The sequence below is a fragment of the Micromonospora sp. KLBMP9576 genome, assembly GCF_050941805.1.
In the GTDB taxonomy this organism is placed as follows: domain Bacteria; phylum Actinomycetota; class Actinomycetes; order Mycobacteriales; family Micromonosporaceae; genus Micromonospora.
The window spans coordinates 969132-988781 of sequence record NZ_CP194567.1; the positions used below are offsets into that span (position 1 = coordinate 969132).

At 73.3% G+C, this 19650-nt stretch carries 15 protein-coding genes, 1 tRNA gene and 2 pseudogenes; 8 read left to right on the forward strand and 10 right to left on the reverse strand.

Annotated features, from left to right (window positions below; genetic code table 11):
* Positions 1 to 39: 39 nt before the first annotated feature.
* Together ACQ452_RS04565 and ACQ452_RS04570 are read left to right on the forward strand one after the other, a co-directional pair.
* Entirely contained in the window at positions 40 to 600 is a 561-nt protein-coding gene (locus ACQ452_RS04565) for a hypothetical protein (protein ID WP_433390091.1), read from the forward strand.
* 102 nt (positions 601 to 702) lie between these two features.
* A complete protein-coding gene (locus tag ACQ452_RS04570; RefSeq protein ID WP_433390093.1) occupies positions 703 to 2037 on the forward strand; it encodes an NAD(P)/FAD-dependent oxidoreductase in 1335 nt (444 codons plus the stop codon).
* A 60-nt stretch (positions 2038 to 2097) separates the two neighbouring features.
* On the opposite strand, the gene ACQ452_RS04575 is transcribed toward ACQ452_RS04570, so the two are convergent.
* Positions 2098 to 3930 carry a hypothetical protein gene (locus tag ACQ452_RS04575; RefSeq protein WP_433390096.1) on the reverse strand — a complete coding sequence of 611 codons (1833 nt, stop codon included), beginning with the start codon at positions 3928 to 3930 and terminating at the stop codon, positions 2098 to 2100.
* 103 nt (positions 3931 to 4033) lie between these two features.
* Between ACQ452_RS04575 and ACQ452_RS04580 the strand changes: the two genes are divergently transcribed.
* From ACQ452_RS04580 to ACQ452_RS04590, 3 genes are all read left to right on the forward strand, one after another.
* Positions 4034 to 4114, forward strand: a tRNA-Leu gene (locus ACQ452_RS04580).
* A 110-nt stretch (positions 4115 to 4224) separates the two neighbouring features.
* On the forward strand, positions 4225 to 5040 hold the full coding sequence (locus ACQ452_RS04585) for a Bax inhibitor-1/YccA family protein (protein WP_433390099.1): 816 nt from the start codon (positions 4225 to 4227) through the stop codon (positions 5038 to 5040).
* 124 nt (positions 5041 to 5164) lie between these two features.
* Positions 5165 to 5485: a hypothetical protein gene (locus ACQ452_RS04590; RefSeq protein ID WP_433390101.1), complete on the forward strand. Its 321-nt coding sequence runs from the start codon at positions 5165 to 5167 to the stop codon at positions 5483 to 5485.
* 80 nt (positions 5486 to 5565) lie between these two features.
* Here the strand turns inward: ACQ452_RS04590 and ACQ452_RS04595 are convergent, their stop codons facing one another.
* The 3 genes and pseudogenes from ACQ452_RS04595 to ACQ452_RS04605 form a co-directional block, all read right to left on the reverse strand.
* Positions 5566 to 6828 (reverse strand): acetyl-CoA C-acetyltransferase, encoded by a 1263-nt coding sequence (locus tag ACQ452_RS04595; RefSeq protein WP_433390103.1) that lies wholly within the window; start codon positions 6826 to 6828, stop codon positions 5566 to 5568.
* A 77-nt stretch (positions 6829 to 6905) separates the two neighbouring features.
* The gene (locus ACQ452_RS04600) at positions 6906 to 7709 is read right to left on the reverse strand and encodes an SGNH/GDSL hydrolase family protein (RefSeq protein WP_433393981.1); all 804 of its coding nucleotides are present in this window, start codon (positions 7707 to 7709) and stop codon (positions 6906 to 6908) included.
* A pseudogene (locus ACQ452_RS04605) lies at positions 7683 to 8758 on the reverse strand (SGNH/GDSL hydrolase family protein); the annotation flags it as partial. The gene ACQ452_RS04600 and the pseudogene ACQ452_RS04605, both read right to left, overlap by 27 nt.
* Before the next feature lie 149 nt (positions 8759 to 8907).
* On the opposite strand from ACQ452_RS04605, the gene ACQ452_RS04610 reads away from it, so the two are divergent.
* Entirely contained in the window at positions 8908 to 9264 is a 357-nt protein-coding gene (locus tag ACQ452_RS04610) for a YkvA family protein (RefSeq protein ID WP_433390106.1), read from the forward strand.
* A 78-nt stretch (positions 9265 to 9342) separates the two neighbouring features.
* Entirely contained in the window at positions 9343 to 10713 is a 1371-nt protein-coding gene (locus tag ACQ452_RS04615; RefSeq protein ID WP_433390108.1) for a cystathionine beta-synthase, read from the forward strand.
* A 127-nt stretch (positions 10714 to 10840) separates the two neighbouring features.
* Here the strand turns inward: ACQ452_RS04615 and ACQ452_RS04620 are convergent, their stop codons facing one another.
* The 6 genes and pseudogenes from ACQ452_RS04620 to ACQ452_RS04645 all read right to left on the reverse strand — a co-directional run.
* Positions 10841 to 11350: an N-acetyltransferase family protein gene (locus tag ACQ452_RS04620; protein WP_433390110.1), complete on the reverse strand. Its 510-nt coding sequence runs from the start codon at positions 11348 to 11350 to the stop codon at positions 10841 to 10843.
* A complete protein-coding gene (locus ACQ452_RS04625) occupies positions 11347 to 12276 on the reverse strand; it encodes a ribonuclease Z (protein ID WP_433390113.1) in 930 nt (309 codons plus the stop codon). The genes ACQ452_RS04620 and ACQ452_RS04625 overlap by 4 nt, the downstream gene beginning before the upstream one ends.
* A gap of 346 nt (positions 12277 to 12622) precedes the next feature.
* Positions 12623 to 13807, reverse strand: a complete 1185-nt coding sequence (locus ACQ452_RS04630; protein WP_433390115.1) for an osmoprotectant NAGGN system M42 family peptidase — start codon at positions 13805 to 13807, stop codon at positions 12623 to 12625.
* Positions 13804 to 15615, reverse strand: coding sequence for an N-acetylglutaminylglutamine synthetase (ngg, locus tag ACQ452_RS04635; protein WP_433390117.1), 1812 nt, complete (start codon positions 15613 to 15615; stop codon positions 13804 to 13806). Before ngg ends, ACQ452_RS04630 begins: the two co-directional genes overlap by 4 nt.
* A gap of 2 nt (positions 15616 to 15617) precedes the next feature.
* Positions 15618 to 17402 (reverse strand): N-acetylglutaminylglutamine amidotransferase, encoded by a 1785-nt coding sequence (locus ACQ452_RS04640; RefSeq protein ID WP_433390120.1) that lies wholly within the window; start codon positions 17400 to 17402, stop codon positions 15618 to 15620.
* A gap of 250 nt (positions 17403 to 17652) precedes the next feature.
* Positions 17653 to 17733 (reverse strand): annotated as a pseudogene (locus tag ACQ452_RS04645) (peptide-methionine (S)-S-oxide reductase MsrA); the annotation flags it as partial.
* Positions 17734 to 17763: 30 nt separating this feature from the next.
* Here ACQ452_RS04645 and ACQ452_RS04650 point away from each other — a divergent pair.
* On the forward strand, positions 17764 to 19401 hold the full coding sequence (locus ACQ452_RS04650) for a recombinase family protein (protein ID WP_433390122.1): 1638 nt from the start codon (positions 17764 to 17766) through the stop codon (positions 19399 to 19401).
* The last annotated feature ends 249 nt before the right edge of the window (positions 19402 to 19650 follow it).

A 19650-nucleotide genomic window follows, 5' to 3' on the forward strand; every position in this document is an offset into this window, starting at 1 on the left:
GCGGCGGGGTCCCGCGGTCGCGAACGAAGGGCGGCACCGGTGAACGCCGTCACCGAGAGGGTGCGGGGGCTGCGGTACGCCGTCGCCCGGATCAGCCTGACGCCCCTGCTGGTGCGCGCCGGCATCTTCCTCACCGTGCTGGTCGGCCTCGTGCTGGCGTACCCGTCGGAGGTGCTCCTCGGCCGGCCGCTGCTGGCCCTGGTGGTGGTGGCGGTGCTGCCCGCGGTGGGGCCACGCCGGGTCTGGCCGACCTTCGCGGCGCTGGTCACGGTCGGCGGTTGGCTGGTCGCCACCGACGGGTACGGCCGGCCGAGCGCCCTGTGGCGGCTGCTCGCCGTGGCGGCGGCGCTCTATCTCGCGCACACCCTCTGCGCGCTCGCCGCCGTGTTGCCGTACGACGCCGTGGTCGACCCGGATCTGATCGTGCGGTGGCTGACCCGGGCGGGCGCGGTGCTGCTGGCCAGCTTCGTGCTGGGGGTGCTGCTGGTGGAGCTCGCGGGGCTCGGTGACGCGGCCGGGCACCAGGCGGCCACGGTGCTCGGCCTGCTCGGGGCGGTGGCGGTGGCGGCGTTGCTGGGGTGGCTGCTGCGGCGCAGGTGACGCGGCGGGGGTGCGACGTTGTGCAGGTCACACGCTTGTGCTCCGTCACAGAGAAGGGGCGCGGACGGGATTAGCCGCAGCGCGCGGGGAAAGATAGATGATGTGAATCCGAAGCGGATCCTTGTGGTGGGTGCCGGGCACGTCGGTCTCTATGCCGCCCTGCGCCTGTCGAAGAAGCTCAGCTCCCGTGAGGCCGAGGTCGTCGTGGTGGACCCTCAGCCCCACATGACCTACCAGCCCTTCCTGCCGGAGGCGGCGGCCGGCAACATCTCGCCGCGGCACTCCGTGGTGCCGCTGCGACGGGAGTTGCGCCGGTGCAAGGTGGTCGCGGGCGCCGTGACCCGGATCGACCACCACCGCAAGACCGCCGTGGTGCAGCCGATCAGCGGCCCGACCCGGGAGATTTCGTACGATCACGTCATCGTCGCCCCGGGTTCGGTCTCCCGCACGCTGCCGATCCCCGGCCTGCACGAGCACGGCATCGGCTTCAAGACCATCGGTGAGGCCATCTACCTGCGCAACCACGTGCTGGACCGGCTCGACGTGGCCGCCGTGACGCCGGATCCGGCGGTGCGCCGCTCGGCGTTGACCTTCACCTTCGTGGGTGGCGGTTACGCCGGCATCGAGGCGCTCGCCGAGATGGAGGACATGGCCCGCGACGCCCTGAAGTACTACCCGGAGCTCAAGCCGGAGGAGATGCGCTGGGTGCTGGTCGAGGCGACCCAGCGGGTGCTTCCCGAGGTGGATCGGGACATGGGCGCCTACACGGTGCAGCAGTTGCTGAAGCGGAACATGGACATCCGGCTGGACACCCGCCTGGAGTCCTGCGTCGACGGGGTCGTGAAGCTCTCCGACGGTGACAGCTTCAGCTCCGACACCATCGTCTGGACGGCCGGCGTGAAGCCGTCGCCGATGCTGGACGCGACGGACTTCCCCCGCGACGAGCGCCGGCGGGTCACCTGCCTGCCGACGTTGCAGGTCGTCGACGGCGACCGGGTGGTCGAGGGCGCCTGGAGCGCCGGGGACTGCGCGGCGGTGCCGGACCTGACGAAGGAGCCCGGCAACTACTGCTCGCCGAGCGCCCAGCACGCGGTCCGGCAGGCCGCCCGGATGGCCGACAACATCGCCAACGTGGTGCGCGGCCGGGAGCCGGTGGACTACAAGCACAAGCACTCCGGCAGCGTCGCCAGCCTCGGCCTGCACAAGGGCGTGGCCCAGGTGTACGGGTTCAAGATGACGGGCTGGCCGGCCTGGTTCATGCACCGGACGTACCACATGAGCCGGATCCCGTCGTTCAACCGCAAGGTCCGGGTCGTGGTCGACTGGACGCTGGCGTTCGTCCTCAAGCGCGAGGTGGTCGCCCTGGGGCAGCTGCACGACCCGCGTGAGGAGTTCGTCGAGGCGTCCCAGCCGGTCGGCGCCGGCCGGGCCGCCTGACCCGAGCGCTCGCGAACGCCCCCGCGCCTCTGGGCGCGGGGGCGTTCGCCGTTGCGCGGGTCAGACCCGCCAGGTCCAGGCGTCGGCGACGCGGGTGGCGGGGCCGTAGAGCTGCTCCAGCGTGCCGCGCAGGCTGTCGGCGTGCGGGGTGTCGACGGCCAGCGCCACGCACGAGGCACCCCAGAAGTCGGCGTCCTCAGCGGCCTGCCGGCGCTGGGCGTCGTCGACGACCGGTTGCCCGCCGGTCCGGCCGACCTCGGTCAGCAGGGCCGAGGTGGGCTGCTGGAAGGTGCCCATCGCCGCCGTGCCGCCGCGACCGTACGGCCCGATGAAGAAGCCCTCCGGCATCCCGAACGCGGCGTCGGCGGCCGTCGCCCAGCGCATCGGCCAGGGTTCCCTGGGCGTGGCCAACGGCACCGGCACCAGCACCCCGCCCGGCTCGACGCACTGGCGCCAGTGCCCGCCGGTGATGAACTCGGGCAGCGGTGGGCGTTCGGCGGTGGGCAGCGGGGTCGGCAGCAGCGGTAGCAGCGCCAGAGCGACCGCCGCCGGTGCCAGGCGGCGGGCGCGCCCGGTGCCGCGCAGCGCCCGGTCGACCGCGAGCACCAGCAGCGTGGCGATCAGCGGGAGCACCGCGAGGGCGAACCGCATCGGCAGCGCGCCGTCCACCACGGGCAACCCCGAGAGCAGGGTGTACGGGCCGGGCACGCCGGTGCGTACGCCGTCGACGACCACCCGGGGGCCGAGTGACAGCGCGCCCGTGACGAGCGTGCCGGCCACGCACGCGACGACCAGCGGGCGACGGCCCAGCCAGAACGCGCAGGCGGCGGCGACCAGCAGCAGCGGCAGGCCGAGGAAGGTGTTGTATTCGGCGGGCCCGGTGGTCAGCCTGGCCGCCCCGTCGCCGCCCGCGACCGACAGCGGTGAGAGCGTCCACCAGCTGCGCAGGTCCGCCGAGAAGTAGTGCGGGCTGAACATGCCGTCGGCGACGCCCTGCGGACCGGCGAACTGGAAGCGGAGCGGCCAGGCCAGCACGGCGAGGGCCAGCACGGTGGCGAGGGCCATCCCGGCGGCGAAGCCGGGCAGGGCGCGGCGGGCCAGGTCGCGGTCGGCCACCGCGTAGGTGACCGCCATCACCAGCAGCGTGACCGCGCAGAGGAAGAGCACCTCCTCGCCGATGAAGACCTGCGCCGTGACCGCCGCCGCCAGGCCGACGGCCGAGCTGACCACCCGCCGGCGGTCCGGACCACCGGCGGTGCCCGCCGGGTCGGCCGCCCGCAGCAGGCGGACCACCAGCCAGACGATCACCGGGACCAGCCACTGCGCGGTCATGTGCAGGTGGCTGTTGGTCTGCGAGACCATGCCGGGGCCGAAGCCGCAGAGCGCCGCCCCCAGCGTGGCGGCGAGCGGGCGGGCGCGCAGCACCCGGGTGAAGAGCAGGTACCAGGCGATGGCGGTGCCGGCCAGGTTCGCCGCCGCCAGCAGGGCGAAGGTGACCGGGGCACCGAAGAGCAGGCTGACCGGGGCGAGGAGCACCCCGAGCGCGATGACCGTGGTGTTGGCCATCAGGTTGACCCCGTCCGGCGCGTTGAGCCGCCCGGTGAGCAGGCCGAAGTCGCCGAGCAGCGCCCGCGAGTCGACGGCGAGGAACCACTCGTAGAGGGCCTGGTCCGCCGGGTTGAGTGCCAGGACGCGGGCCGCCGGATCGGGCCAGAGCCCGTGGGTGAGCCAACCGGCCAGGGCCACGAAGAGCAGGGTGACGGCGACATCCGTCCGGCGGCGGCGGACGGCGGTCAGCAGGCGCGCCGGCCGGAGCCGGCCCGGCGGCCGGTCGGCGACGTGGACAGCCTGCTCAGGGGCGGCGTTGGGGGCCGTGGGGGCTGCGCTGCTCACGGCCTCGACCCTAGTGCGACCCGGGCGCGGGGGTACGCCCGGTCGCCGCCGACCCGCTACCGTGACACTGCACCTCGTGTTCCGAGCCGCGTGGGTGTCACCCGCCCGGGTGGTGGAACGGCAGACACGGCCGCCTTAAAAGCGGCTGCCGCAAGGCGTGCGGGTTCGAGCCCCGCCCCGGGCACGCCGCACTCTCAGCTACCGCTCAGCTCGGCGATCTCCACGAAACTGCGCGGGCGTTTACTCTTGAGGGTGCACGTTCACGTGCAACGACCCCCTGAGGGAGGCCTGACAGTGAAGACTTCGAACCCGGTGCTCGCCCGGCTCGGCCAGGCGGCCGAGCGGGAGCGCTCCGCCGGGTACGCCCCGACCGGGCCGTACGGACAGCCCGGCTACCCGCAGCAGTACCCGACGGAGGCCGGCTACCCGGTGGCCCCGCCGGCCGTCGACACCATGTCGATCGACGACGTGGTGGTCAAGACCGTCACGCTCCTCGGCATCCTCGGCATCTCCGCCGGGGCGGCCTGGGTGCTCGTACCCGACTCCCTGCTCGGCGCGGCCTGGATCGGCGCGGCGGTGGTCGGTCTGGTCCTCGGCCTGGTCATCTCGTTCTCCCGGATGGCGAACCCGGCGCTGGTCGTCGCGTACGCCGTCGTCGAGGGCGTCTTCGTCGGCATGGTCAGCAAGTTCTTCGAGTCGCTCTACGACGGCATCGTGCTCCAGGCGGTGACCGCCACCTTCGGTGTCTTCTTCGTGATGGCCATGCTCTACAAGGCGAAGGTCATCCGGGCGACCCCGAAGTTCGTCAAGGGCATGATCGCGGTGATGGCGGGCCTCTTCGCCGTCATGCTGATCAACTTGGTGCTGGCGCTGTTCAACGTCAACACCGGCCTGCGTGACGGCAGCCCGCTGGCGATCGGCTTCAGCCTGGTCTGCATCGTGGTGGCCTCGCTGAGCTTCGTGCTCAGCTTCAAGGAGGTCGAGGACGGCGTCCGGATGGGCCTGCCCCGGCGCTACTCCTGGGTGGCCGCTTTCGGCATCCTGGTCAGCCTGGTCTGGCTCTACATCGAGATCCTGCGCCTGCTGAGCTACTTCCAGGGCGACGACTGACCCGTCGTCCCCGTTCGCGACGGCGCCCGCCCCCGCTCTGCGGGGGCGGGCGCCGTCGCGTCCAGCCCCTCCGGCGGGGCGCCGGGTGAGGGCGTCCGGGGTGGGTGGTCCGTAGACTCGCGGGGTGAGCGTGGTGGAGTTGGGGCGGACGGTGGAGTTGCTGGTCCGTCAGGTCAGGCACTGGCAGCAGCCGCGCTGGGCGGCCACGGCCGCCGGGGGGAACGTCTCCCGCGCCGACCTCGTCCACCGGTTGGTGCAGGAGATCGCCAACCTCGCCGCCGACGCGGAGGGCGGGCCGCGAAGGGCCGTGCCCCGGCTCGGCAACGACCTGGCGCTGCCCGACCAGCTCCGGGTGGTGGCCGCCGACCTGGTCGCCGCGGCCCCGCCCCCGGAGGTGCTGGCGCGGGCCGCCGCCGAGGTGACGGCGACCCGCGAGACCCTCTAGCGCAATCCGCCCGCGCGGGCCGCCGGAACTCCGCCCCGGCGGCGAGACCCGCTCGGACCGCGCCCCTCGGGCCGGGCCGCTCAGCTCAGGCGTTCGACGACCATGGCCATGCCCTGGCCGCCGCCGACGCACATGGTCTCCAGGCCGATCGTCTTGTCGTGCCAGTCCAGGGCGTTGAGCAGGGTGCCGGTGATCCGGGCGCCGGTCATGCCGAACGGGTGCCCGATGGCGATCGAGCCGCCCATCACGTTGAGCTTCTCCAGCGGGATGCCGAGCTGGCGGTAGGAGGGGATCACCTGCGCGGCGAACGCCTCGTTCATCTCCACCAGGTCGACGTCGTCGATGGTCATCCCGGCCCGATCGAGCGCCTGCCGGGTCGCCTCGACCGGGCCGAGACCCATGATCTCCGGCGAGAGGGCGGTCACGCCGGTGGAGACGATCCGGGCCAGTGGGGTGATCCCAAGGTCCCTGGCCCGCTGGGCGCTCATGATCACCACGGCGGCGGCGCCGTCGTTGAGGGGGCAGCAGTTGCCGGCGGTGATCCGGCCGTCCGGGCGGAACACCGGCTTCAGCCCGGAGACCGCCTCCAGGGTGACCCCGGCGCGCGGGCCGTCGTCGGTGCCCACGAGCGTGCCGTCCGGCGTGTTGACCGGGGTGATCTCCCGGGCCCAGAAGCCGTCGGTGATCGCCTTCTCGGCGAGGTTCTGGCTGCGTACGCCGAACTCGTCCATGTCGGCGCGGGACACGTCGTACACCTGGGCCAGGTTCTCGGCGGTCTGACCCATGCTGAGGTAGATGTCCGGCAGCTCGCCGGCCTCGCGCGGGTCGGTCCAGACCGGAGCCCCGCCCTGCGCGCGGGCCGTCGACCGTTCGGCGGCGGCGGCGAAGCGCGGGTTCTCCCAGCCGCCGCCGACCAGCGCCTGCGCCTCCTTCGGCAGCCCGTCCGAGCTGCCGCGGGCGTACCGGGAGACGGTCTCGACGCCGGCGGAGACGAACACGTCGCCCTCGCCGGCCCGGATCGCGTGCATCGCCATCCGGGTGGTCTGCAACGAGGACGCGCAGTAGCGGGTCAGGGTCGCGCCGGGCAGGGTGTCCAGGCCCATGAGGGTGGCGACCACCCGGGCCATGTTGAAGCCCTGCTCGCCGCCGGGCAGACCGCACCCCAGGTAGAGGTCGTCGATCTCGGTCGGGTCGAGTTGGGGGACCTTGTCCAGGGCGGCCCGCACGATGGTCGCGGCGAGGTCGTCCGGGCGGACGTCGCGCAGGGACCCCTTGTGCGCCCGGCCGATGGGGGAGCGGGTGGTGGCGACGATGACGGCGTCGCGGGACGACTCGGTCGGCATGAACCAACGTTAACCCGTCGGTAACTTCAGGCGGAAGCTGCCCGCCGCCCGGGAAATGTCACGCCCGCGCCGGGCGGTCAGCGCCGGGTGGCGACCGCCGCCGCGGCGGCGACGGCCGGGAGCAGGGCGTGCGCCCAGACCCGGTAACCGTCGGCGGAGGGGTGGTAGCCGTCGTGGCAGAGCGTCCCGGCGTCGGCCCGGAACACCGGGCCGGTCTCGGCGCCCAGCTCGACCACCGTGCCGCCGGCGTCGAGCACCGCCGCCGTCTGGGCGCGGGCGACCCGCCGCCCCGACCAGCCGACCAGGTGCCGCAGCGGCGGCGCGATCGCACGTACGGCGCCCAGGTCGGGGCAGGTGCCGACGACGACCTCCACGCCGGCCTCGTGGAGCCGGTGCACGGCCGCGCCCAGGTACGCGGCGGCGTCGACCGGGCGGCGCAGGGTGGTCGCGTCATTGGCCCCGATCAGGATCACCGCCACGTCGGGCCGCTCGCCGAGCAGCGCCCGGGCCACCTGGGTGGCCAGGTCCGTCGACCGGGAACCGGAGACGCCGACGCTGGACAGGTGCACCCGGCGGCCGGTCGGGCCCTCGGCGAGCAGGTTGGCCAGTTGCCCGCCGATGGTCTCGTCGAGGCGGGCGACCCCGACGCCGAGGGCGGACGAGTCGCCGAGCAGCACCAGCCGCAGCGGCGGGGCACCGGCGCGCCCGATCGTGGCGCGCAGGGCGAGCGCCAGCTCGGGCTGGGCGTACCGGCGGTGCCGGGCGGCGAAGGCCTGACCGGCCAGGACGGCGGCGCCGCCGACCGTGCCGGCGACGAGACTGAGCGTCGCAGCCCGGCCCAGCCGGTTGGCGAGCCCCGAGGGGGTGAACCGCTCGCTCATGCCAGTCCCTCCAGTGTGGGTGAGTCGGTGACGGGGCCTGGTTGCCCCGTCGTGCCGACACCGAAGAAGGCCCGTCGGCGCAGTTGCGCCCACCGGCCGGCGGGGCCGCGCTCGCGCCCCCGTACGCGGGTGCCGCTGACCTCGGTGCCCGCGTGGCGGGCCGCCTCCTGGGCGGCCCGCGGCAACGACCGTACGCCCGCACCCCGGCCGAGGGCCGGCCGCCGGTCCTGCCCCGCGCCGAGCGCGGAGAGCACGGTCGGCAGCAGCGCGGCGGCGGCCATCGCGTAACCCTCGGCCGAGGGGTGGAACCGGTCCCAGGCGAACATCCGGGTCGGCTCGGCCGTGAACCGGGGCCCGAGGAGATCGGCGAGGGAGACCGTCCAGCCGTCGGCCTCGACCACGGCCACCGTCTGGGCGGCGGCGAGCTGCCGGCTCCACCGCCGGGCCAGCCACCGCAGCGGCGGCTGGATCGGCTGGATCGCGCCCAGGTCCGGGCAGGTGCCGACGACCACCTCGCAGCCGGCGGCGCGCAGCGTCCGGACCGCGTCGACCAGGTGGCGCACGGCCAGGGCGAACGGCGCGCGGTTGGTCACGTCGTTGCCGCCGATGAGGATCACCGCGACGTCGGGGTGGAACTCCAGCGCGGCCTCCACCTGGTGACCCAGCACGGCCGAGATCGCGCCGACCACGGCGAAGCGGTGCAGCCGGACGGGGCGTTGCAGGCGACGGGACAGGCCGGTGGCCAGCAGGGCGCCGGGCGTCTCCCGGCGACGGTGCACGCCGTAGCCGGCTGCCGTCGAGTCACCCAGCACGACCACGGTGACGGGTGGGCCGGGCAGCTTCGCGCCGTAGATCCCGTCGCAGCGCGGCGGCGGCGCCTCGGCCATCGGGATCGTGCGCCGGGCCTGCCGGGCCTGCCCCAGGAGCACGCCGCCGGTCGCCACCGCCGCCGTGGCGGCGGCACCAGTGCCGATGGCCGCGAGGCGGGCTAGCTGGCGGGCGCGCTGCCAGCGCGGGCCAACCGGGACGACGGAACCAACGACCCCCATACAGCGACATTATCGCGCCGGCACGACACGCCGCTGTCGTCGTGTCGGCCGGCGGGTGCCTGGAAGCCGACGTTCCTGGGTATCTGTCCGGGTGACGGGGAGACGGTTTGCGCGGGCGCGTCACCCTGACACGTGGAGAGGGGTCGGACATGGCTAAGACATTGAAGCGTGGCGCGGCGTTCAGCGCGCTGGCCCGGGCGCTCACGGCCGGGTCGCGGGGCGGGCCGTCACTCGGGGCGCGGCTCGCCGCGCTGCCCCGGATGATCCGGGCCACCACCCGCGGGGAGTACGACGGCGGCCTGCGGCTGGCCCTGATGACCGCGGCGACGGCGTACATCGTCTCGCCGGTCGACCTGCTGCCGGAGATCCCGCTGGCGGTGTTCGGGCTGGCCGACGACGCGGTGATGGTGACCTGGCTGGCCGGCAGCGTGCTGGCCGAGACCGAGCGGTTCCTGGAGTGGGAGGCACGACGCAGCTCGGTGATCCCCGGGCACGTGGCCCCCTGAACCCACGTACCCTGGGGCGTCGAGAACACCGTCTGCCCGGCCGCCGCCGGCGGCGCCGCAGGAGAGAGGCACAACCAGGTGCGGTACTACGACAACGTCGTCGAGTTGATCGGCAACACCCCGCTGGTACGGCTGCGCAACGTCACGGCCGGCATCCAGGCCACCGTGCTGGCGAAGGTGGAGTACCTCAACCCGGGCGGTTCCGTGAAGGACCGGATCGCGCTGCGGATGGTGGAGGACGCGGAGAAGGCCGGCATCCTCCAGCCCGGCGGCACGATCGTCGAGCCGACCAGCGGCAACACCGGCGTCGGCCTGGCGCTGGTGGCGCAGTTGCGCGGCTACCGGTGCGTCTTCGTCTGCCCCGACAAGGTCAGCCAGGACAAGCAGGACGTGCTGCGGGCGTACGGCGCGGAGGTGGTGGTCTGTCCGACCGCCGTGGCCCCGGAGGACCCGCGCTCCTACTACAACGTCTCCGACCGGCTGGCCCGGGAGATCCCCGGCGCCTGGAAGCCCAACCAGTACAGCAACCCGGCCAACCCGCGCTCGCACTACGAGACCACCGGCCCCGAGCTGTGGGAGCAGACCGGGGGCGAGCTGACCCACTTCGTGACGGGCGTCGGCACCGGCGGCACCATCTCCGGCATCGGGCGCTACCTCAAGGAGGCGTCGGAGGGACGGGTCCGGATCGTCGGCGCCGACCCCGAGGGCTCGGTCTACTCCGGCGGCACCGGCCGGCCCTACCTCGTCGAGGGCGTCGGCGAGGACTTCTGGCCGGAGACCTACGACCGGGGTGTCGCCGACGAGATCATCGAGGTCTCCGACAAGGCGTCCTTCGAGATGACCCGACGCCTGGCCCGCGAGGAGGGGCTGCTGGTCGGCGGCTCCTGCGGGATGGCCGTGGTGGCCGCCCTGGAGGTGGCCCGCAGGGCCGGCCCGGACGACGTGGTCGTGGTGCTGCTGCCCGACAGCGGCAAGGGCTACCTGTCCAAGATCTTCAACGACACCTGGATGGCCCGGTACGGCTTCCTGGACAACTCCGGCACCGAGCCGACGGTCGCCGACGCGCTCGCCAGCAAGCCGGGCGCCCTGCCCGAGCTGGTGCACGTGCACCCGACCGAGACGGTCCGCGACGCGATCGACTACATGCGCGAGTACGGCGTCTCGCAGCTCCCGGTGCTCAAGGCCGAGCCTCCGGTGGTCACCGGCGAGGTGGCCGGCTCGATCGCCGAGAAGGACCTGCTCGACGCGCTCTTCACCGGGCAGGCGCACCTGCACGACACCATCGAGCGGCACATGGCCGAGCCGCTGCCGATGATCGGTGGCGGGCAGCCGGTGAGCGAGGCGGTCGGCCTGCTGGAGAAGTCCGACGCCGCCCTGGTGCTGGTCGACGGCAAGCCGAAGGGCGTCCTCACCCGGCAGGACCTGCTGGCCCACCTCGGCGCCCGCTGACAGGCACGACGTCCGCGCGAGGGCCCTTCCCCCGGCCGGGGGAAGGGCCCTCGCCGTATCCGGCTCGCCGACGTGCACCGGCCCGTGTCGCCGACGCGCCCGCGCCGGACGGCGGGCACGCCGGCGCTCAGAGGCGGCGGGCGTACCGGAGCTGGGGCACGACCGTCGCGCCGATGTGCTCGTCGCGTTCGGTGCCGGTGGGGGCCCAGCCGCCGTGCTCGTAGAAGCGGCGCGCGTGCGCGTTGTCCCGCAGCACCCAGAGCACCGCGCGGGAGGCGCCGCGCGCCCGCATGGCGTCCAGCGCGTCGAGGATCAGGGCCCGGCCGGTGCCCCGGCCGCGCTCGGCGGGTTCGAGGTGGATGGCGTTGAGCAGGGCGGTCGCCGGGTCGCCCTCGTCGTCGGGGCCCAGGTAGCTGAAACCGACCAGCCGACCGCCGCGCTCGGCCACGGTCATCCGGTGCTCGTCGCGCTCCCACGTCCAGCGCTCGACCCAGTAGGCGCCCATCGCCTCGGGCGTCGGGTCGGCCAGCGCCCGGGCCGGCAGGAAGGCCGAGTAGGCGGCGACCCGCGAACGCTGGTGCAGCCCGCCCACCGCCATCAGGTCGGCGTCGGTGGCGGGGCGCAGGGTGATCATCACCCGGCCGAGGCTACCCGCCGGGGTGGGACCTGCACGGTCGTCAGATCCTCGGCGATCACCAGGTCACCGTCGAAGTGCGCGCGGGCCTCGTCGGCGAAGCGGGACGGGTCGGCGTAGCGCTGGGAGAAGTGGGTGAGCACGAGCCGGCGTACGCCCGACTCGGCCGCCACCCGCGCGGCCTGGCCCGCCGTGAGGTGGCCGACCTCGGCGGCGAGCGCGGCCTCCGAGTCGAGGAACGTCGACTCGATGACCAGCAGGTCGGCGTGCTCGGCGAGGGCGTACACGCCGTCGCAGAGGCCCGTGTCCATCACGAACGCGAAGCGCTGCCCGGGCCGGGGGACGCTCACCTCGTCGCGGGTCACGCGGCGCCCGCCGACGTCGAGGTGCCCGACGCGGAGCAGCTCCCCGACGGCCGGGCCGGCGATGCCGTACGCGGCCAGCCTCCCCGGCAGCATCCGGCAGCCGTCCGGCTCGACGAGCCGGTAGCCGTACGTCTCGATGGGGTGGCGCAGCCGGCGGGCCTCCAGCGTGCCGGTCGCCAGGGCGATCCGCTGCCCGTCGGCCTCGATCGGCTCGACGCGCAGCTCGGCGGTCTCGTGGAAGCTGGTGGCGTGCCGCAGGCGCGCGAAGTATTCCGCGCCGCCGGCCGGGAAGTGCACCGCCACCGGGTGCGGCACCCGGTCCAGGGAGAGCCGCTGGATGGTGCCGGGCAGGCCGAGGCAGTGGTCGCCGTGGAAGTGGGTGACGCAGATCCGGGTCAGGTCCGAGGCGGTGACAGTGGTGTGCAGGAGCTGCCGCTGGCTGCCCTCGCCCGGGTCGAAGAGGATCACCTCGTCGTCCCAGCGCAGCACGTACCCGTTGTGGTTGCGCCGCCGGGTCGGGGCCTGGCTGGCGGTCCCGAGCACCACCAGTTCGCGCATCGACACGGTGACTCCCGGCTGCCTGGACCACCCGGCCTGCTGCGGAAAGGGTCGACCCCCGGGGCTTCCGCGCTGGCGCGGACCGGCTGGACTGGGCCGGCACCCCGGGGGTCGGGTGGCTGTCGTGGATTCGCCGCACCGCTGCCACACGGTCTCGACGATGGTGCCTGTGCCCGCCTCGCGGCGGGCGATCTACTGTCGAGGACAGCGGCTAGCGGACAGCCACCTCACGAGTCCGATTGCTATACAAGTCTGGACCACCTCCTTTCCCGTGTACCGCCACGCTATCCAGCCGGCGCGGGCCGGGCAACGGATTTCGATCACAGGGCGCCGGGGAATATCCTCGTCGCCGTCAGGCGGTCTCGGCGATGCCGATCGGCCCCTCGCGGGGGCCCTCCGGGCTGGCCGGCTGCACGGCCAGCGACGGGAAGTCCGCCAGGTCGCCCTCCGGCTCGGCGTCCCACTCGGGGAAGACCAGGTCGCTCTGGAGATAGAGGCAGAGCAGTTGGGTGAGCTGGCGCAGGCCCTCGAGGTGGGTGCGCTCGTGCCCGTGGGTGGCGTCCACGCCGAAACCGAGCAGCGCCACCCGGGCGTGCGCGCCGGCCTCCACGGCCGCCGCCACGTCCGAGCGGTAGTACTCGAAGACGTCCCGGACCAGGCCCACCCCGTGCTCGGTGGCGATCGAGGACAGGTTGCGGGTCAGGTGGTAGTCGAACGGCCCGACCCCGTCGCCCATCGCCAGCGTGGCCGCGTCCTCGCGGGACTGCTGGCCGGGCGCCACCACCGCCGCGTCCACCGAGACGATCTCCGCCACGTCCGGGTCGAGCCCGTGCGACGCCCCGTGCCCGATCTCCTCGGTCACGGTGACCAGCAGATGCGCGGTGACCGCCGGGCGTACGCCGGCGTCGACCATCGCCTTGAGGGCGGTGAGGACGGCCGCCACGCCGGCCTTGTCGTCCAGGTGCCGGGACTTGACGTAGCCCGACGGGGTGATCGTCGGGTTGGGCAGGAACGCCACGAAGTCGCCCACGTCGATGCCGAGCGCGCGCAGCCCGGCGACGTCGGAGACCGGCTCGTCGACCCGCACCTCGACGTGCTGCCAGCCGACGCCCTGGAGGTCCACGTCGTCGTTGTAGCGGTGGCCGCTGGCCTTCAGCGGCAGCACCTGACCGGTGATCACCCGCTCCAGGTCGTCGGTGAAGATCCGCACGTGCGCGCCCTCGGCGAACCGGGCGCTGTGCGTACCGATCGTCTTCAGCTCCAGCCGGCCGTTCTCCTTGAGCCGCTTCACCATGGTGCCGATGGTGTCGGTGTGCACCACGATCGCCCGGTCCGCGCCGGTGGCACGGGGGCCGGGCAGGTGGGCGCTCAACGCGCCGCGCCGGGTCAGGGTGGAGCCGATACCGAGCGCGGAGAGGCGCTCGCCGACGTACTGCTGCACGTGGTCCGTACGCCCCGACGGGCTCGGGATCTCCAGCAGCTCCAGCAGCACCTGGCGCAGATACTCCAGGTCGATCTCCAGGGGCCTCGGGCTCACGCGGCACCTCCCGGCCCGGCCGGGGTCCAGAGCCGCCGGGGCGCGCGGGTGCCCGGGAAGAGGAGGTCCACGAAGCGCTCGGCGGTGGGCTGCGGCTCGTGGTTGGCCAGGCCGGGCCGCTCGTTGGCCTCGATGAAGACGTGCCCGGGGCGGTCCGGGGCGTCGACCAGCAGGTCCAGCCCGGTGACCGGGATGTCCAGGGCGCGGCTGGCCGCCACGCACGCCTCCGCGATCGCCGGGTGCAGTTCCCCCGTGACGTCGTGGATGGTGCCGCCGGTGTGCAGGTTCGCGGTCCGGCGTACGGCCAGCACCTGCCCCTCGGGCAGCACGTCGTGCAGCTCGTGACCGGCCTCGGCGAGCACGTCGCGGGTCATGTCGTCGAGCGGGATCCGCGACTCGCCCCCGGTGGCGGCGGCCCGGCGGCGGCTCTGCCGCTCGATCAGCTCCGCGATGTCGTGCACCCCGTCCCCGGTGATCGAGGCAGGACGCCGGACGGCGGCGGCCACCACCTCGTGGTCGATGACGATGACCCGCAGGTCCTCGCCGGCGCACATCCGTTCGATCAGCACGTCGGGACAGAACCGGGCGGCCACCTCGACGGCCGCGGCCAGCGCCTCCGGGGTGCGTACGCCCACCGTGATCCCGTTGCCCTGCTCGCCCCGCGCCGGCTTGACCACCACCCGGCCGGCGTCGGCGAGGAAGGCGGCGTCGCCGTCGTCACCGGTGGCGGTGCGCCCGTGCGGCACCGACAGCCCCGCCTCGGTGAGGATCCGGCGGGTGACCCGCTTGTCGTCGCAGCGGCTCATCGCCACCGCCGAGGTCAGCTCCGACAGCGACTCGCGGGTCAGGATCGTCCGCCCGCCGCTGCTCAGCCGCAGCTCGCCCCAGTCGGGGTCGGTGACCTCCACCCGGATGCCGCGCCGCATCGCCTCGTCGGCGACGATCCGCGCGTACGGGTTGAGCCGGTCGTACCCCTCGGGCGTGGCGGGCAGGAAGAGCCGCTCGTTGATCGGGTTCTTCCGCTTCACGCAGAGCGTCGACGTCCGGTAGAAGCCGAGCCGCTCGTAGAGCCGGATCGCACCGGCGTTCTCGGCGAGCACCGACAGGTCCACGTACGCGCGACCCCGCTCGACCAGGCGGGCGGCCAGCGCGGTGATCAGCGCCTGGCCGGTGCCGGGCGGCGCGGTGTTGAAGTCGACCGTGAGGCACCACAGGCTGGCCCCGTTGTCCGGGTCGTCGAAGACCGCGACGTGGTCGACGCCGGTGATGGTGCCGACGATCTCGCCGGTGGCGTCCTCGGCGACGAGGTGCAGGAACCGGTCGGTACGCGCGTTGGCGACCAGCACGTCGACTCCGGCGGTGACCATGCCGTTGCAGGCGTAGATGCGGTTGACCGCTTCCGCGTCGGCGGCGTCGGCCAGTGGGCGGATGGTCAGCCCCGGCACGTCGTCGTCGCCCGGCCGGCCGTCGTCGAGCGGCAGCCGGTAGGTCAGCGACGGGTCGATGAACAGCTCGTCGGGCAGCCGGGATACCAGCACGTGCGGGTCGCGCAGGTAGATGCAGATGTCCCGGGAACCGGCGGCCTCGGAACGCAGCACGTCGGCGACGGCGGCCTGGTCGACGAAGGTCTGCCCGAAGACGAGACGCCCCCAGCCGCAGTCCAGCACCACGTCGGTGTCGCCCTCACGGGTCGGGGCCTCCGCCGGTTCCGACGCGATCGGGTCACCGCCGGGGCCGACGCGCTCCCGTCGCCGGCCGCCACGGAACCGGTCGGGCCGGGCCGCGCCGGTCGCCAGGGTGTCGGTCACGGTCAGTCGATTCCGTGGCTCTGGAGCCACATTTCCAGGAGTCCGAGTTGCCACAGCTTGTTTCCGTTCAACGGGGTCAGTTCGGCGTTCGGGTCGGCGAGCAGCGTGTCGACGTAGTCGGCGCGGAACAGGTCGCGGCGGCGGGCCTCGGGGGCGCTGAGCGCGTCGCGTACCCGGTCGAGGAGCTTGCCCTCCAGGTGGGTGAGGCCCGGCACGGGGAAGTAGCCCTTCGGTCGGTCGATGACCTCGTGCGGCAGCACCCGGCGGCCGATCTCCTTGAGCACCCCCTTGCCGCCCTGCGCCAGCTTGAGTTCCGGCGGGCAGCTCGCGGCGAGTTCGACGAACTCGTGGTCGAGGAACGGCACCCGGGCCTCCAGCCCGTGCGCCATCGTCATGTTGTCCACCCGCTTGACCGGGTCGTCGGTCAGCATCACCTGGGTGTCGATGCGCAGGCCGGCGTCGACGGCGGTCTCGGCGCCGGCACGGCCCAGGTGCGCGGCCACGAACTCCCGCGCCGGGTCGCCGTCGGTCAGCCAGGCCGGGTTCAGCACCCGGGCCAGCCCGGCCGCGTCCCGGTCGAAGAAGGCCCCGGCGTACGTGTCGAGCGCCTGGTCGCGGCCGATGCGGGCGAGCGGCGGGTACCAGTGGTAACCGCCGAGGATCTCGTCGGCGCCCTGGCCGGACTGGACGACCTTGACGTGCTGCGACACCACCTCGCTGAGCAGGTAGAACGCCACACAGTCGTGGCTGACCATCGGTTCGGACATCGCGGCGACGGCCGACTCCAGGGGCGACACCAGGTCGGCGGCGGCCACCCGGATCTGGTGGTGGTCGGTGCCGAACCTCTTCGCGACGAGGTCGGAGTAGCGGAACTCGTCGCCCTCCCGGCCGCCGACGGCGTCGAAGCCGATGGAGAAGGTGGAGAGCCCGCGCTGGCCCTCCCCGGCCAGCAGGGCGACCACCAGGCTGGAGTCCAGGCCGCCGGAGAGCAGCACGCCGACCGGAACGTCGGCGACCATCCGTCGCCGTACGGCGGTGGTGAGCGACTCCAGCAGGGCGTCCTGCCAGTCCTTCTCGGACCAGCCGGCCCGCTCGGTGCGGCGGGTGAAGGCCGGGTCCCAGTAGACCCGCTCGGAGGTGCGGCCGTCCGCCTCGTAGACCCGTACGGTCGCCGGGGGCAGCTTGGTGACGCCGCGCAGGATCGTGCGCGGTGGCGGCACGATGCTGTGGAAGCTCAGGTAGTGGGCCAGGGCGACCGGGTCGATGTTCGTGTCGACGCCGCCGCCGGCCAGCAGGGCGGGCAGGGTGCTGGCGAAACGCACCACGCCGGGCGACTCGGCCAGGTAGAGGGGCTTGACGCCGAGCCGGTCGCGGGCCAGCACCAGCCGGCCGGTGTCGCGCTCGCTGATCGCCACGGCGAACATGCCGACCAGGTGGTCGACGAAGTCGAGACCCCACTCGGCGTACGCCTTGAGCACGACCTCGCTGTCGCCGGAGGAGAAGAACCGGTGGCCCTTGGCCTGGAGTTCCTCGCGCAGCTCGCGATAGTTGTAGACGCACCCGTTGAAGACGCCGGTCAGTCCCGCGCCGGGGTCGACCAGCGGCTGCCCGCTTGCGGCGGAGAGGTCGATGATCTTCAGCCGCCGATGCCCGAGGGCCGTCGGCCCCTGCGCCCAGACGCCGCTGTCGTCAGGCCCCCGGTCGTTCATGGTGGCCGCCATGCGCTCCACCGCCGCCACGTCGGCGCGCGAGCCGTCACGACGGAACTCTCCCGCAAGTCCGCACATGCGTGGCAATGCTGCCAGAGGCGGGCGGGGTCCGCCCGTTGAGCTGATTCCGGCAGGGGTTGTGTGTTGCTATCATGCGCGCTCTCCCACGCCTGCGGGCGGGCCGCAGCGGGTTTCCGCCCCTCCTGACCCGGTGACCGGATCAGAACCGGGCCTGCGGTGTGACAAACACCGCAGACCCGGTCCGCCGCCGCCCGCCCCTCGGCGGGCCGGCGAGGGGCGCGCGTCTCGGCCGCGGATCCCGGCCGGCTCAGCCGGAGGTGCGGGCCACGCCGACGGGGCAGCTCAGCCCGTTCGGGCCGTGGTTGCAGTATCCGTTCGGGTTCTTGGAACCTGACGGACCGTGCACTACTATGGAGCCATGATTACCGCTCGCCCCGCCGCCTACGTGCGGCAGTCGTCCGCCCGTGCGAACAAGTCCGAGGCATCCCCGGCAACGCAGCGCATCGCCACCACCGAGCGCGCCAACCACGACCACCCCGGCGCAACCGTCCGCATGTTCGAGGACATCGACCGATCCGGCTATCAGGTCGGCGTGGTCCGTGAGGCGTACGACCAGATGGTGGCGGCGATCAAGGCCGGTGAAATCACGCACCTCTATGTCTTCTACGTCTCCCGCCTCACCCGCCAAGATCCGCGTATCGCCCTTGCCGAATGGCTGCCGCTGCTCGCCGGTGGCCTGACCATCGTCAGCATCACCGAAGGCACATTCGGCCCGGATAACACGATGGATCTGATCCACCTTCTTTTGCGAATGGATGCGGCGCACAACGAAAGCAAAAACAAGTCGGCCGCGATCAAAGCCGCAAAGGCCCTTGCGCACGCCGCCGGGGGACATCTCGGAAACCCGCCGTTCGGATTCCGCACCGTCGAGCGCATGGCGCAGACCCCCGCAGGCGAGCCGGTCGCCATCCGCGTCCTGGTCATCGAGCCGACCGAGGCCCGCGCGCTGCGGGTGGCCGCCCGCGCCGTGCTGTTCGGTCACGCCGTGCACGCCGTGGCCCGCTACTTTGACCGCCGGGGCATCCGTACGCGCGGCGCAACGGTCGGCCGCTCTCGCGCGTCGGGTGCCTGGTCGGACCGGAACCTAAACAAGCGGCTGCGAGACCCCCGCATCGCTGGCCTGCCGGCCGTCGCCGTGCTCGATGACCGGGGCAACATCACCGGCTACCGCACCGCGTACGACCTGGAAGACGCCCGCGTGCTGCCGCCCCCGGAACAGCCGATCATCACCACCGATGAGTTCTGGCGTCTGCAAGCCATCCTCACCGGCACCGCCCGGTCGATCCAGTCCGCCGACGAGCCGGCCCTACTCTCCGGTCTGGGCATCCTGTGGTGCGAGTGCGGGTACCGGATGAAGGCGCGTCGATTCGTCGCAAACGCCACCCTGGCGAATCGCGACGCCTACATGTGCACCGCCCCGGCGGGCCGGCACTCTAACACCATCAGCTTGACCGCGCTCGATGGCTGGGTCCGCATGCGAATCGACCGCCTGCTCAACTCCATCGATCCGGCCGACGAGGACCAGACCACCGCGTCGATCCTGGCCGAGGCGACCCGCCGCTACGGCGCAGCGACGGCAACCCCGGAGACCGCCGTACAACGCGCCGCAGTGGCCGCCGAGCTGGCCGACGCATCCGCCGCCCTCGATCAGCAGTCCGAGGCCCTGGGTACCGCCTCGGGTGCCGCCGCCGCAGCGCTTACCCGCGCCGTCACGGTGACCGGTGCGCGCGTCGATGCCCTTACCGCCCGGCTGGCCGAGCTGGACGAGCAGGCCACCGCCAAGCTGCCGCTTGACCTCTGGACATCGAGCGCGTACGGCGACGAGCGGACATGGTGGGACGCCGCCACGGTGGGGGAGCGCCGCGACTTCGTGACCCTGTTCGTTGACCGGATCACGGTCCGCCGAGCGACCCGCAAGGGTGGCCGCCCGACCAAGGCCGACCCATGGGGCACCGTGAACGCCCGCGTAACGCTGGATTGGGCCGGCACTACATAGGTCGCACGCCCCGTCCCGCCCGGTGTCAACAAGTGGCCCGCTACGTGCCCCGTAGCGGGCCGCTGTGCGTCCGCCGTCCGATGCCCCCGGACAGCCCGCACGGCCGGCAGCGTGGCGTACAGCCCGCTTCCGATGCCATCCCGCCGCAGCCCCCGCCCGCTGGTCGGCAGCGCCGCCGAGGGGGTGCCGACGCGGGTGCGCCATTCGGGGGGTAATGGAGTTCGGGCTCTCGTTGCTTCCTCGCCCGCT

Bases quoted from the DNA above. Each gene is read 5' to 3' on its own strand.
- ACQ452_RS04640 (WP_433390120.1), bottom strand. From the start codon at position 17,402: ATGTGCGGACTTGCGGGAGAGTTCCGTCGTGACGGCTCGCGCGCCGAC.
- ACQ452_RS04610 (WP_433390106.1), top strand. From the start codon at position 8,908: ATGGCTAAGACATTGAAGCGTGGCGCGGCGTTCAGCGCGCTGGCCCGG.
- ACQ452_RS04650 (WP_433390122.1), top strand. From the start codon at position 17,764: ATGATTACCGCTCGCCCCGCCGCCTACGTGCGGCAGTCGTCCGCCCGT.
- ACQ452_RS04595 (WP_433390103.1), bottom strand. From the start codon at position 6,828: ATGCCGACCGAGTCGTCCCGCGACGCCGTCATCGTCGCCACCACCCGC.
- ACQ452_RS04600 (WP_433393981.1), bottom strand. From the start codon at position 7,709: ATGAGCGAGCGGTTCACCCCCTCGGGGCTCGCCAACCGGCTGGGCCGG.